Raw genomic sequence first — 14471 nt, 5'->3', positions numbered from 1 at the left:
TTATGTTAAAATCATTCGTTTTTTTTAATTCAATTATTTTAGGTCTGTTGCTTTTCACACCTAAACTCATTGCTCAGGATGCTGAATCTCAAACCTTAAAAACGCAGCCTAATGTAATCGTTATTCTCGCCGATGACCTGGGTTATGCAGATGTGGGTTTTAATGGCAATACAGATATCCCCACACCAAACATTGATCGTATTGCCAGAGAAGGTGTAAAATTTACCAATGCCTATGTAAGCTATGCGGTTTGTGGACCCAGTCGCGCCGGAATTTTAACCGGCAGGTATCAGGATCGCTTTGGCTTTAGTAGAAACCCATTATTAGCCCCTAATGACCCCAATATGGGTTTGCCTTTAAGCGAAGAAACTCTGGCCGATGCCCTGGGTAGAGCCGGTTACAAATCGGTCGCGCTTGGAAAATGGCATATGGGTGCACACGCATCACTGGTACCCCGCAAAAGAGGCTTTACTGATTTTTTTGGGTTTTTAAGCGGAGGACATCAATACCTTCCGGAATTGTGGACGCTTAATGATCTTACCGAGGCCCGCACGCAGTATGATGGATACAATACCAAACTGTTGCGCAATGAAACCCGCGTAGAAGAAACCGAATACCTTACTGATGCCCTTTCGCGCGAAGCGGTTAACTATATTCGGCAGTATAAAGACGCTCACTTCTTTATGTATCTCGCATACAATGCACCGCACGCTCCCTTGCAGGCTACTCCGGAGTATCTGGAACGTTTTGATCACATCAAAGATCCCAAACGCAAAATTTATGCGGCCATGGTAAGCGCAATGGATGATGGTGTGGGCCGTGTTTTAGAGACTTTAGATTCGCTAAAACTTGCAGACAATACCCTCGTTTTTTTCCTTTCAGATAATGGAGGTCCGGAGCATGCTAATGCTTCAGATAACGGCCTATTGAGAGGGGAAAAGGGCGATTTGTTTGAAGGTGGAATTCACGTACCCTTTGCCTTGCGTTGGCCGGCTCGCCTTGAAGGTGGAAAATTCTACGAAAAGGCTATAAGTGCCTTAGATATTTTCGCGACAGCCATAAATCAAACCTCAGAACGTATTCAAACCAAAAATACGCTCGACGGAGTAGATTTAATACCTTACTTGACCGAAGCGAATTCCGGAGATCCGCACCCGTACTTATTTTGGAGAAAATTTGATCAGGAAGAGTATGCGGTTCGGGCTGCTAACGGTTTGAAGTTTGAGATTCAGAAAAACCAATCCTATCTCTTCGATCTTCAACACGATTTGGGAGAAACTAATTCGATTTTAGAGGAGCGTACCCAAGATTCCCGCTCCCTTAAAGAACAGTACAGCATCTGGAATATGGAGATGAAAGATCCTGTTTTTTTGGGCCTTTTGCAGGATAAGCTGTATAGCAGGCAAAATCCTAACCGGTTCACAACGAATTAATAAGTTATATTTATTGACTATGAGCATACCAAAATACCCTCTGTTTTATCTGTCAGCCTTTTTCGTAACGCTTACTTTCTTCGGTTGTAAAAACGAAAATAAAAAGCAGGAAGTCACGCCGGAAACGGTTGTCAAACCCAATATTGTAATCATTTATGCTGATGACTTAGGCTATGGCGATCTTAGTTCTTATGGCGCTACAGCTTTGGAGACGCCTAATATGGATAGATTGGTGAATGGTGGGGTTAAGTTTACTAATGGCTATGCTTCTTCGGCAACCTGCTCCCCAAGTCGCTTTGCTCTGTTGACAGGAATGTATCCCTGGCGGAATGAGAATGCTAAAATTCTTCCGGGAACTGCTCCTTTACTTATTGATACCGCTCAAATGACCCTGCCCAAAATGTTGAAGGAGCAGGGCTATCAAACCGGCATTGTAGGAAAATGGCATTTGGGATTGGGCAACGGTACTGTTGATTGGAATGCAGAAATTACCCCGGGGCCTAATGAAGTAGGTTTTGAGTATAGCTATATTATGGCTGCAACTCAGGATCGGGTTCCCACGGTTTATATCAAAAATGGAAGAGTAGAAAACCTTGACCCAAATGATCCTATTCAGCTTGATTATGAAAAAAACTTTGAGGGAGAACCCACCGGGCTGGACAATCCGGAGCTGTTGAAGATGAAATGGCATCATGGGCATAACAGCTCAATCGTAAACGGCATTCCGCGTATAGGTTTTATGAAAGGCGGAGAGCAGGCAAAATGGGTAGATGAGCAAATGGCCGAAAATTTCTTGTCGAAAGCTCAGGACTATGTGAAATCTAAAAAAGACAAGCCCTTCTTCTTATACTACGCGCTACAGCAACCTCACGTACCCAGGACTCCGGCTCCTGAATTTGCAGGCAAGTCAGGTATGGGACCCCGTGGAGATGTAATTTTGGAAGCCGACTGGTGTGTGGGCGAATTTCTCAAAACTTTAGAAGAAGAAGGCCTTTTAGAGAATACACTCATTATTTTAAGCAGCGATAACGGGCCCGTTTTAAATGACGGGTATTACGATGATGCGGTAGAAAAGCTAGGCGACCATAAACCTGCAGGTGTTTTACGTGGCGGTAAATACAGCCTGTTTGAAGCCGGTACACGAGTGCCTTTCGCCACCTACTGGCAGGGCACAATCAAGCCTCAAACCAGTGATGCCGTGGTTTCACAGATAGATTTGTTGAGTTCGCTTGCAGATCTGGTGGGCAGTACGATTACCGGAGAGGATAGTCAGGATTTATTAAAGACTTTTTTAGGCAAAAGTCAGGAAGGCAGAGACAATCTTATTCTGGAGGCAACAGGCCGCACCGCGTTAAGATCAGGTGATTGGATATTTATTCCTCCCTACAATGGAGTTGCGGTTGCTGAGCAAGTCAATATTGAGTTGGGTAATGCTAGACAGTATCAATTGTATAATCTGTCTGAAGATTTAGGACAGCAAAGGAATTTAGCTGAAAGCAATCCGGAAAAGCTGGAGGAGTTGAAAGCGATTTATGAGAGCATACGCGGTAAAACGACGACTGAAGTACAAGAACTGGAGTTAAAATAATTAGTTGAAACTTACAGATGAAATACCTTCCCAATCTGTATTTTTTGGTTTTGGTTATTCTTTTTAGCCAAACAATTTGTGGCCAGCAAAAGCTGGTGCAAAAGGCCGAAAAACCAAATATCTTATTGATCCTTGTTGATGATCTAGGCTATGGGGATGTAGGCGTATTTTTTCAAAATGAACGTAAGAGCAGGGGAGATGATTCAGAACCCTGGATGGCAACACCTCATTTAGATCAAATGGCTTCCGAGGGTGCGATGCTTACCAATCATTACGTGCCTGCACCGGTTTGTGCGCCTTCCCGTGCTTCTCTTTTAAGTGGTTTAAGTCAGGGGCATGCTAACGTCAGGGATAATCAGTTTGATAAGGCACTGGCTAATAATCATACTTTGGGAAGCGTCTTACGGCAGGCGGGATATGCTACCGCATTAATTGGGAAATACGGGTTGCAAGGCAGCGCTAAATGGTCTGAAAATGGAGATTCCTGGCCTGCACAGCCCATAAATAGAGGCTTTGATTATTTTTATGGGTATATGCGTCACGCCGATGGTCACGAGCACTATCCCAACGAAGGTATTTACAGAAGCCCCAAAACCGTTTATGAAAATACTACAGCGATCAATACCGGTCTTGACAAATCCTACACGGCTGATTTATGGACGGCCAGAGCTAAAAAATGGATTACAGAACAGGTGAAGGAGGATAACAAACCTTTTTTTATGTTTTTATCTTATGATACACCGCACGCGGTACTTGAATTACCCACTCAGGAATATCCAGAAGGGGGTGGACTTGATGGCGGTTTACAATGGCTGGGTAAAGCAGGAAAAATGATCAACACGGCGAGTGGCACACCAGACTCGTATGTACATCCTGATTATGCGAAGGCTACTTACGATCACGATAACAATCGAGACACGCCCGAAGTAGCCTGGCCTGAGACCTATAAACGCTATGCTACCAGTGTTCGCAGAATAGATGATGCACTAGGTGATATTTTTAAATTATTGAAAGATTTGGATATCGATGAAAACACCCTGGTTGTTTTTGCATCCGATAATGGTCCGTCCAGAGAATCCTATTTACCCGAGGGTTATGTAGAAAATACTCCGGACTTCTTCAAGAGTTTTGGCCCTTTTGATGGAATCAAAAGAGATGTGCTTGAAGGAGGTCTGAGAACACCCTTAATTGTGAGATGGCCGGCCCAGATTGCTGAAAATAAAGTAGTAGAATCACCCAGTATCTTTTACGACTGGTTACCTACATTTACGGAAGCGGCAGGATTGACACCACCTGCAAATACAGATGGAACTTCACTGCTTCCGGCGTTAACCGGCAAGGGAGATCAGCCCGAGAGCCTGGTTTATGTTGAATACTTTCAGGATGGTAAGACCCCGGGATACAGGGAATTTGCACAAAAGAATCAAAACAGGCAGCGTGGCCAAATGCAAATGTTGCGAAAGGGGAATTACATAGGCCTACGTTATGATGTGAAAGCTGCCGATGCTGATTTTGAAATTTATGACGTGACCAAAGATAAGCAGCAAAAACATGATCTGTCAGGCTTAGATACTCTGGCTTCCCTGCAACAACTGATGAAAGAAGAAGTATTGCAGTTGCGAATAAAAGACACGTCAGCCCCCAGGCCTTATGATGATGCAGGTATTCCTTCCTTAAAAGGGCTTAAAGTTTCAAAGGGTTTTATTCTTAAAGAGTTTGATGTTCAGTATCCGTATCTTCCTAAATTGGATCTTCTAAAACCTATAACCGAAAAAAAATATGCCGAAGTTGAAGATTTACAGCACCTAAAAAGTAATTATTATTTGCTGGAAGCATTTATTGAAATACCGAAAGACGGCAGTTATACGTTTAGCTTAAATACGAAGGAGCAATGCTTGGTAAAACTACATAGGGCCTTGCTTTTTGACGCTGATTTTGATAAACCAAATAGTACTTTAAAACGCAGAGTCAACCTTCAAAAAGGATTACATAAAGTGAAAATTTACTTCAGGAATACAGATGATAAAGTAGCACCATTTGATCTCTCTTGGACAATTGAAATGCGAAGTGAATGTAACGTGAATAATGAATTTTGGATAGAATAATCAAATTTGCTTTTCACAGAACCGGGATCTTTTTGTCAATCAAATTGAAAGCCTTTTTTTTTTCGAAGTTTCAGGAGATAGCTGTTCAGATTTAGGGGTTTAAGCTATTTCTTAAATTTATTTTATAAGTTGTTTCTGAACCTCTCATAAATTCGCATCTCTTCAACCTAAAATAGCCTCAAGCTTAGGATGGCTTTAACGTGAAATTTCAATCGAGAAGATCATAAACTTGAAGTAACCGAACCTTTTTATTTATACCCTATTTATTGATAGGTTTTGATATTGAGCAGTTTAGTGAGCGAGTTGATAGATTTTAATCCACGATTCACTATCTTACAAGAGCATTTTGATTGGTTTGTCTTTCGTTTTTAAAAGCCCTGTTCCTTTAAAAGCGAATGAAATTCCTGATTTAACCAGCCTTTCCGTCTTGTACTTCTGCAGTGTATGAAAAATATAATTGTCCTCCTGGTTTTAATGACGACGGCTGTTTGGTCACAAGAGCCTAAGTTAATAAGTTCACAAGCTGTATCCGCAGAAAAAATATACCTTCAGTTAGACCGGAATTTATACACTACTACAGATACCATTTGGTTTAAAAGTATTCTTTTAAATGCTTCACAGCATACGCCTTCTACTTTAAGTGGGGTGTTGCACGTAGAACTCATCCAGGAAGATGAAACCCTTTATAAAAAACAATTGATCAAACTGGAAAATGGAATTGGCGAGGGGTATTTTGTTTTAAATAAAAATGCAAGCGAGGGCAAATACCTGGTGAGAGCTTACACCCGGTGGAATGAGAATTTTGAAAACGATTTCTTCTTTGAAGAATATATTTACATTTTTGGTGCAGATGATAAAGGTGTAGATCCCATTGAAAACATAAGCTTAATAGAGGATGAAGAGAACAACAGGCATTTGCAAGTTCATTTTAACCCAAAAGCTATTGATTCATCCCACCGGAATAAACTAACCGTATTCATAACTCTTGATGACAAAAAAGATACGCTGGCTCTAGGTAAAGGAAAAAACGAAAACTACAGTCTCGATTACAGCGTGGATGAAAAAACTCAATTTGCAACCTTCAAAATTCAAACCGACAATAATAAAATACGTGAAAAAACAGTCATTCTGAATAAGGAATACATTGATCTTCAATTTTTCCCTGAAAGCGGAAAATTAATACACGGCTTATCAGGTAAAGTAGGATTTAAAGCGTTAGATGCTAACGGAAATGGAAAACCTGTTGAGGGAGTTATTTTAGATGAAAAACAAAACTTTATAACTCCTTTCAAGAGCAATAGTCTTGGTATGGGCTACTTCTTCATTAACGAAGCAGACAGCACTAAAAATTATTTTGCGCGGTTAAACACTTCTGCGCTAAAAGGAGAGGCAGTACTACATCCATTACCTAAAGTGGCTTCTAAGGGCACATCCTTATCGGTAATTAAACAAGGTGAAAATGTATTGATAAAAACAGCATCTAATTTCCTGAAAAATGAAAAGATCTTTCTTCAGGTTTCTATGCGTGGTGTCAATTTGTATAAACAGGAGGCCAATTTAGAGCAGGGAGCTCATCAAATGTTGATGGCTGTCAACCCTCTTCCGGAAGGGATCATTGTCATTAAGCTTTTGGATAAGCAGAAGAAACCCATTGCCGAACGTTTGTATTTTAACGAAAAACGAAACAACAGACTGCAAATTGATCTTTCCGCAGATAAACAGGTGTACAACAAACGGGAACTGACATCGCTTACCATCAAAACCAAAAAGGACGAAAAAGCACTGAAGACAAACCTGTCACTTCTTGTAATAGACAAAAAGAAATTAGGAAGCGCACAAACCTTACGTCAAAACATCTTATCCTATTTCTTAGTAGATTCTGAACTAAAAGGAACCGTGGAAAATCCCGGTTATTACTTTAAATCAGACAGTAGTAAGTATTTCGATTTAGAAGCCTTGATACTGACACAGGGATGGAGTAATTATACGTATGCTCAAGTTTACGAATCTTTCATTAATAAGCCGGAAACGGCATTGTCAGTATCCGGTAAAGTGAATACCCTTTTTTCCAATAAGAAAGGGAAGGAGAATATAGAGCTTACGATGATTACTTCCGGTAAAACGAAATCCATCTACACCCAGGTAAGTGATAGTCTGGGTAATTTTGATTTCAGGTTAAAAGATGAATATGGGGGTAAAATGGAAGTAATCGTTCAAACTACCGGAAAATCAGGCGCCAAAAAAAATAATCCGGTTTCATTTTTTAAAAGAGAATCACCTCCAGTAACTTTCGAGCACGATAATTCTGTTTATGAACTGGACAGTATCGTAACTGTCTTCGTAGAGGAAAGTAAAAAGCAACGGAAAATGGAACAGGAATTTGAAATGCAAAATGGTAGCGTGCTTTTAGATGAGGTCAATTTATCGGCTTATAAAATGACCCCCAACCGAAAAAAAGTGATGGAACGATTTGGGAAGCCCGAAGTGGTAATTGATGGCAAAGAGATTCTTTCTAAAAAGCAAACCTGGTCCTACGGTTTGTTCAGCATATTAATGCACGAATATCCGGGTATTGTGAATATTCGGCCAGGCAATGAAGGGTATTTACAGGCAAATATTAATAATGACTCCACACTCTTCGTTGTAGACGGCATCCCCGTTCAATATGTAGATTTTTCGCTTATTCCAAATATTCCTCCTGAAGAAATCACCAGTATGGAAATCATTTATTTCGCCCGTGATTTTCAGGATTTATATTGCTCCGTACACCCCGAAATACTTGAATGCAGAATGGCGCCACCAATATGGGGCCATGTCATTGCCCTTTATACAAAAGCTCAAATTGGAATTCACGGGGCGCGTAAACCGGATGGATTAACACCAAACATTGTCGATGTCTTTGCCTCTCCTCGCGAATTCTATGTCCCAAAGTATGACAATAAGCAGAACAATACATGGAAAAGCCTTGATCTCAGAACGGTTATAAACTGGAAACCCATACTTCAAACCAATGAATCGGGAGAACTGATGACTTCGTTTTATAATGCAGATGTTGAAGGGGAAATGATGGTAGTGGTCGAGGCGCTTTCAGATGAAGGTGAAATTGGTTACCAGGAGATTACGTATGAAGTAACGCAACATTCAGATTAAACTTATTTTTTAGAATTTTGGTTTTAAATGAAGCTCTATTCGATACAGTAGGTAATTGGAATGCTTGCCTTCGCCTGTCGTCATTAATTTATTTGGAATGGTCTTAATACAGAAGGATAGGGAATCAATCAAATACAAAATTGTAGGTTAGTGAAAATATGGGGCTGTTCATAATCGTGAGCTCGTATGAACCCAAAGGGCTCCCACGAAATATATTGGCATTGGCATCTCCACTTCGTTGCGTATAAAATATGTTGTATTGGTTCTTTCTGGCATAGACATTATAAATTGTGAAAGTCCAGTCGCCAGCCCATCTTCGATTCAGTTTTTTACTGTAGTTAACCTTCCAGGAAAGATCCAGGCGGTGGTAGGTTTTTAAACGCACATTATTACGTTCTAAAAAAATGGGTACATCAATACCTTCAAGATCAAAATACCCGTTAGCAGTAGTATAGGGTCGCCCGGTCTGGGCTGTGAAGTTAAAGCTTAGGGTGTTGTATTTACTTCCCTCTAAATTTATGGTACTATTAAAAACATGAGGCCTGTCAAAATCTGATGGATACCACTCATTGTTATTAACCCGGTCTGCCAATCGTTCGCTTTCTGTCTTTAAAAAACTTCTTGCCCACGTATAATTTACCCAGCCGTTGATTTTGCCTTTTGGCTTTGTTAAGCTGAATTCTACACCATAGGCTTTACCCTTAGCCTGAACCAGGTCGCGTTCTACAAATTCCTCCAAAAAGAAATCGGCTCCCGGCTTATAGGTTAAATTGTTTTCGCTGTTTCTATAGTAGGTTTCTATGCCAAGTTCTACCGCGTTATTCAGAATATTCCGGTAAAGGCCAATGCTATAGCTGTCACTTGTTTGCGGAGCTATATTGGCATTTGATGTTTTCCATCTGGAGGTAGGAAGCGGGGTAGTAGCGTTATAGATGTTCTGTAAATATTGATTCAATCGCGCATAACTTGCTTTAAGCGAGGTGTTTTGACCTAATTTTAAATTGAGCCCTAAACGCGGTTCCAGAGCATTGTAGCTTTTTACCTTTTCTCCCTGGTCAAATTCTGTAACGTTAGTGATTTCTCCGGTACTCTCATTAAATGTAGCAGCGGTATAGGGACCAACAAATGTAAAGTTGGTAAATCGTAATCCCCCAGACAATGTTAATGGTTCAAAGGGTTTCCACGTAAAATTTGTATATGCCGAAACTTCATAACTTGTTTCCTCATCCAGAGAAACCGGGAGAATGCCTTCCGAGCTTCCTGGATCTAGCTTACCCGGCTTTATTCTGTATTGATTGCCCTGTATTCCGGCATAATAATTCAGGTTTTCATTTACTTTTTTCCATATTCTGAGAAGATACTGGCAAAATTGATCTGGGATTCATATTCAATAACGTTGTCTCTGTCCTTTTCGGGAAACAGGGTTTTTGGAGTGTACTTACTCAGCAGAAAAACGGTTCTTAAGCTGGAATCGTCCCTAAACGAATGCGTCCATTGAAGGGTGTTGTTGAAGGTTTTAAAATCGTATTGATTGCTTTCGGCATTCACATTTTCAATTTTGGCAATCAGATCAAGTTGGTAAAAATCTGTGCTGTAAAAGTTGGTGAACGAAATTTGGTCTTTATCGGTGGGCAGATAGAGTAATTTAATGGTATGGTCGTAAAACCGGGCTTTGGTGTTCTTCAGCCTTTTAGAAAAGATGGGTAATAAAAAATCGGTAAATCCGGCTCTGGTACCGGCATATAGAAATAGTTTGTCCTTAATAATGGGAGTTTCCAGGGAAAGCCTGCTGGAAACCAATCCGATACCGCCGCTTAGCTTCAACTTGTTTACATAAGGATTTCTAACTTTCACGTCCAGTACCGAAGTTGTTCTTCCTCCGTAACGTGCGGGAATATTGGCCCGATAAAGATCTATAGACCCAAGAGCTTCGGGCGTAAACACAGAAAACAAACCAAATAAGTGGGTAGGATTGAAAACAGGGGCGTAATCGTACAAGAGCAGGTTTTGGTCCAGAGAACCGCCTCTAACGGAAAGGCCATTGCTTACTTCACCAGCATTATTGATACCGGGCAGTAGGGTCATACTTCTTAAAACGTCGACCTCTCCCAAAACAGCCGGCATTTTTTTAAGTTCGGCAGGAGCCAGTTTCAGGGCTCCCATCTGCGCTGTTTCCAAGCGTTCACTGATGCGTTTTGCGTTGAGCACAATTTCCGAAAGTTGCTGTTGTTCTTCCCGGAGTCTTAATTGTAAGGTTTTGTTCTCATTAAGGAAGATCTCCGTTTCCAAAGTTCTAAAACCGATGTAGGAGATCGCTGCGGTGTAGGTGTCTTGCTGCAGTTTTAGTTCAAATTCTCCATCGACATCGGTAACGCCTCCACAGGAACAAGGTCTTAAACTGATCTGAACATTCTCAATGGGTTTATTCGTAAGATCATTCAGTTTTTTGAAGGATAGGGTATATTCTTGAGCTGAGATAGTGTTTGTTACACAGGCCCATAAGACACAAATTAGCAGCAAAGGCAGTCCTTGTCTCATCTGTATTTTTACTAGTCGATCCATCCCTCCGGTTGTATTGCTGTTCTGTGTCTGCTTTCATCACAAGGGGCGTACAAGTAACTGGGGCCTGGGCCCGTAGGTGGTGGCTCTGGTCTGGGCATTATCTGGTTTTCTATGGGAGACGCTTCAACTGTGGTTCGGTCTATCATAATAGATTGTGTAAATGCCGAAGCGGCCGTAAACCTCCCCAATACAAATTCATCCGGGTCTTCCGGATTATACATGTTTCCTATAAGTGCTGCAGGCAAAGGCGCATTGAACCCCCCGTTATTATCTACCAGATCCTTGATAGCCCGGTAATACTCATAAGCCTTTGGTGTCAAAGAAAATTGCTGTATTTCGACAAGGATCCTGGTTTTTCTGGTTAAGGGAACCTGAGCTATTGATAGTGCAGAGGTCGTGGTTCCATTAGAAAAACTATCTGAAAAGATATTTATAGAGTCTCCATAATCTATTTGCCAGCAGTCCGATTCACACCAATAGGTATAATACTCTACGTTCTCATCGGGTACGCAGGCTCCGTCTCTAAATTTACTTTCGACGCAAACCTGACAAATGCGAGCCTTGTCGTAGGTTTTATGACGCCAGTAATAATAATTATCCTGATTGGGCGGATCATCAAAACTTATCAAAATCTCATGCCCCGGGATATAGTCATCGTAGTCTTCACTAAACTCCAGTTCATCATCAAATACAGCACTTATGCTTTTAATAGGAACAGAAGGATTGATTGTCTCAACCTCAGAGAAATAGGTTTTTCCATTGGGCAGACTGGCTTCCAAATACCATTTTTCACCAACAGTTCCCTTAAAGCTTAAATCTTCAGGGATATATTGAAAATCCTCTTCAAACAAGGCTACTCTCTCGCCTGTGACTTCATTGACGAAAAAAACAGTGGCGCCACTTACAAAAATATTCCTGTAATAGAGAGCAACATCTGATTCGGTTATATTGACGTATGAAGAACCCGCAGTGGTACCTACAAATCCATCAATATATATGATTCCCTCTTTAAATTCGTAGGTTGGTGTAAGCGGATTTGTACAGGCTAAGAAGTTTAAGAATCCTAAAAATAGGAATAGGCGAAATTTAGCTTTAGATGGAAAAATCATACCTGAAAAATGTAATTAACTTATTCGTTTTCAGGCATAAGGTACTTATTTAATTTTATACGCAATCGATTGATTTCGTTTTAAGTTAAATTTTACAAGTAAGATAGATAGTTTACGATCTCAAATTGATTAACCCGATTCTAAAATGGATTATTAGTTGTTAACGCATAAAATTTTAAGGAAAGAACTGATGATTCATTAATCCCAAAGCCTCAGAAACTGTGCTTACAGGATATTTACAAGTGCGTTGCTCGCAAATATAAATCAGGGTTTTTCCTGCAACATACCGGCTTTCAAATATAGGAATGTCCGTTTCGGTTTCCTCAAAAACGATCAGCGTATTAGGAAGGTAACGGCTGTTGAGATCCCGGCTAAAATTTGGACTCTGAGGTCCCGTTAGCGCTACGTCATAGAATGGAAATACGCGTTTTAAGCTAACAAACTGCCAGTGTGCATAAGCATCAGGGGCTATCTCAATTTCGGAAACCATAGCGTTGAGCATCGCGTTTGATTTGGCTGCCAAATCATCATCGTAGTAGATGTTGGCGAGTAACAGGAGGTTATTAGCCATTACCGCATTAGCCGAGGGCATAACTCCGTCATTTGTAATTACGATGGGAGCAATGAGATTATCCTGACTGTTGTATTTATAAAACGGCGAATCGTTAATCCGAAATTTGGATAGGGCTTCAACCGTAAGTTCTTTAGCATCCTCAAGGTATTGGAGGTTGCCGCTGAGGGTATACAGTTTTAGCCCGGCAGAACTCAGATAGGTATAATCATCTAAAAAACCTGCTACAGGTTTACTACCCGATTTATACGAATGTACAAGTTGTCCGTTTTTCAGGGCTTTTTCCGTCAAAACCTTATACGTTTCTTCTGCCTGCTTCAAGTAATCGAAAGTACCCGTGGCGCTGAAGGCATCTGCCAGCGATTCGATCATCAACGCATTCCACGAGATTATGATTTTATCATCTTTAAGCGGAAATTTTCGTTTGGCTTTTAGGGTATTAAGGTCTTTTTTCCAGGAAGAAGTGAGTCTTTTCAATTCGGCTGTACTCAGGTTGTTTTCCTTAACGAAAAGCGAATCGGTTTTGGTTTTATACAAATTATAAGCTTCTTCAGTATTTGATCTTTGAGAATCGAGGTTGTAGTATTTTTTAAAAAGTAGGGGTTGTTCCGAAACTTTAGCCAGTTCTTCCTGGGTAAATACATAATAGGCACCTTCCTCACCATCCAGATCGGCATCCAGAGCAGCGATGTATTCTCCGCCTGAAGTTTTAAACCGGGCGTTTAGAAAGTCAATCGTTTCAGTAATGCGTTGTTTGTAAAGCGGATTTTTAAAAATTTTATAGGCTTTAGAATACAGGCTTATCAACTGCGCATTGTCGTAGAGCATTTTCTCGTAATGCGGAATTTTCCACTCGGCATCTGTGCTGTAGCGGTAAAAGCCACCTTCGAGATGATCATAAACGCCTCCAAGAGCAATTTTATTAAGGGTAAGTTCGGTAAACTTTAGGGTTTCTACATCCTGGTTTAAATAAGCAAAGTCTAAAAGATAGCTCAGACCCGAAGGAAGCATAAATTTTTGTCCGTTGCCAAAACCTCCCTGTTTTAAATCCCAATCCTTTTGCCAGTTTTTAACCCAGCTGGTACTTGTTTTACTGTCAATTGTTTTAACGGAGGCTGAATTAGTAGCAGTGTTGAGTTCCTGAATGCGACGCGTTACTTCACTTGCGTATTCCTGTGCGCGCTCCGGGTCTTTTTTATAGAGACTATCTACCAGCTTAATACTGGTCATCCATTCCTCCCGGGTGTGATAGGTGCCTCCATAAACGGGGTTGCCATCGGGTAGGAGAATCATATTTAAGGGCCAGCCCCCTGAGCCACGCATTAGTTGAAGCGCGGTCATATAAAGGTGATCTACGTCCGGGCGTTCCTCCCGATCTACTTTAACATTTATAAAGTGGGTATTCATAAACGCCGCAACACTGTCATTAGAAAAGGTTTCCTCTTCCATTACTGTACACCAATGACAAGAGGCATAGCCAATACTCAATAAAACCAGCTTCTTCTCTTTACGCGCGTAATCAAATAACGTATCACTCCAGGCATTCCAGTTCACCGGGTTATGCGCATGTTTTAGCAAATAAGGGCTGGTTTCGTTTATCAGTGCATTGGTATGCGCGTATTTTTTTTGCTCTTTATTATCCTTTCTACAACCCGTTAAACAAAAACAGATTGAAAGTATAAGAAGGCTATTGTAAAGTATGTTTTTCATCAGTTTAAAAGTAGGGAATTTGATCAAAAATTAGCTGGATTACCGGCTATTACCAAAATAGGCAATTACAAATGATGCTCCACTTACTTTAAGCATTAAAAATCAAGAAATCCCCATTATTCAAGACTTCTGAAGCCATGATGCAACAAAATTTAAAGAGGTTGCATCATTTGTTCTATTGCAATCAGACGGGTGCAAATACTTTTGTGAAGAATAGTTCAGGTGTTCGTTCTACGAAATCGA

General features: G+C 40.8%; 8 protein-coding genes. 4 read left to right on the top strand and 4 right to left on the bottom strand.

Annotated elements, in window-relative coordinates; translation table 11 throughout:
• Nucleotides 1-2 precede the first annotated feature (2 nt).
• The 4 genes from LLW17_RS00660 (at nt 3) to LLW17_RS00645 (ending at nt 8276) form a co-directional block, all read left to right on the top strand.
• A complete protein-coding gene (locus tag LLW17_RS00660) occupies nt 3-1433 on the top strand; it encodes a sulfatase-like hydrolase/transferase (protein WP_228228337.1) in 1431 nt (476 codons plus the stop codon).
• A 19-nt stretch (nt 1434-1452) separates the two neighbouring features.
• Nucleotides 1453-3021, top strand: coding sequence for a sulfatase family protein (locus tag LLW17_RS00655; protein WP_228228336.1), 1569 nt, complete (start codon nt 1453-1455; stop codon nt 3019-3021).
• Between the two features lie 17 nt (nt 3022-3038).
• Nucleotides 3039-5126 (top strand): sulfatase-like hydrolase/transferase, encoded by a 2088-nt coding sequence (locus LLW17_RS00650; RefSeq protein WP_228228335.1) that lies wholly within the window; start codon nt 3039-3041, stop codon nt 5124-5126.
• Nucleotides 5127-5570: 444 nt separating this feature from the next.
• Nucleotides 5571-8276: an MG2 domain-containing protein gene (locus LLW17_RS00645; RefSeq protein WP_228228334.1), complete on the top strand. Its 2706-nt coding sequence runs from the start codon at nt 5571-5573 to the stop codon at nt 8274-8276.
• Nucleotides 8277-8400: 124 nt separating this feature from the next.
• Here the strand turns inward: LLW17_RS00645 and LLW17_RS00640 are convergent, their stop codons facing one another.
• The 4 genes from LLW17_RS00640 to LLW17_RS00625 all read right to left on the bottom strand — a co-directional run bounded on the left by LLW17_RS00640 (nt 8401) and on the right by LLW17_RS00625 (nt 14228).
• Nucleotides 8401-9561 (bottom strand): TonB-dependent receptor plug domain-containing protein, encoded by a 1161-nt coding sequence (locus LLW17_RS00640; protein ID WP_434084768.1) that lies wholly within the window; start codon nt 9559-9561, stop codon nt 8401-8403.
• A 47-nt stretch (nt 9562-9608) separates the two neighbouring features.
• Nucleotides 9609-10814: a TonB-dependent receptor gene (locus LLW17_RS00635; protein ID WP_228228333.1), complete on the bottom strand. Its 1206-nt coding sequence runs from the start codon at nt 10812-10814 to the stop codon at nt 9609-9611.
• 11 nt (nt 10815-10825) lie between these two features.
• Entirely contained in the window at nt 10826-11947 is a 1122-nt protein-coding gene (locus LLW17_RS00630; protein ID WP_228228332.1) for a DUF4249 domain-containing protein, read from the bottom strand.
• A 175-nt stretch (nt 11948-12122) separates the two neighbouring features.
• Nucleotides 12123-14228: a thioredoxin domain-containing protein gene (locus LLW17_RS00625; RefSeq protein WP_228228331.1), complete on the bottom strand. Its 2106-nt coding sequence runs from the start codon at nt 14226-14228 to the stop codon at nt 12123-12125.
• Between the last annotated feature and the right edge of the window lie 243 nt (nt 14229-14471).

The sequence above is a fragment of the Leeuwenhoekiella parthenopeia genome (genome assembly GCF_020782115.1).
GTDB classification, from domain to species: Bacteria; Bacteroidota; Bacteroidia; order Flavobacteriales; family Flavobacteriaceae; genus Leeuwenhoekiella; species Leeuwenhoekiella parthenopeia.
Note: the sequence above shows the minus strand (reverse complement) of the source record. Positions and strands in the feature narration are given on the sequence as shown.

Bases quoted from the DNA above. Each gene is read 5' to 3' on its own strand.
- LLW17_RS00660 (WP_228228337.1), top strand. From the start codon at position 3: ATGTTAAAATCATTCGTTTTTTTTAATTCAATTATTTTAGGTCTGTTG.
- LLW17_RS00655 (WP_228228336.1), top strand. From the start codon at position 1,453: ATGAGCATACCAAAATACCCTCTGTTTTATCTGTCAGCCTTTTTCGTA.
- LLW17_RS00650 (WP_228228335.1), top strand. From the start codon at position 3,039: ATGAAATACCTTCCCAATCTGTATTTTTTGGTTTTGGTTATTCTTTTT.
- LLW17_RS00645 (WP_228228334.1), top strand. From the start codon at position 5,571: ATGAAAAATATAATTGTCCTCCTGGTTTTAATGACGACGGCTGTTTGG.
- LLW17_RS00635 (WP_228228333.1), bottom strand. From the start codon at position 10,814: ATGAGACAAGGACTGCCTTTGCTGCTAATTTGTGTCTTATGGGCCTGT.
- LLW17_RS00630 (WP_228228332.1), bottom strand. From the start codon at position 11,947: ATGATTTTTCCATCTAAAGCTAAATTTCGCCTATTCCTATTTTTAGGA.
- LLW17_RS00625 (WP_228228331.1), bottom strand. From the start codon at position 14,228: ATGAAAAACATACTTTACAATAGCCTTCTTATACTTTCAATCTGTTTT.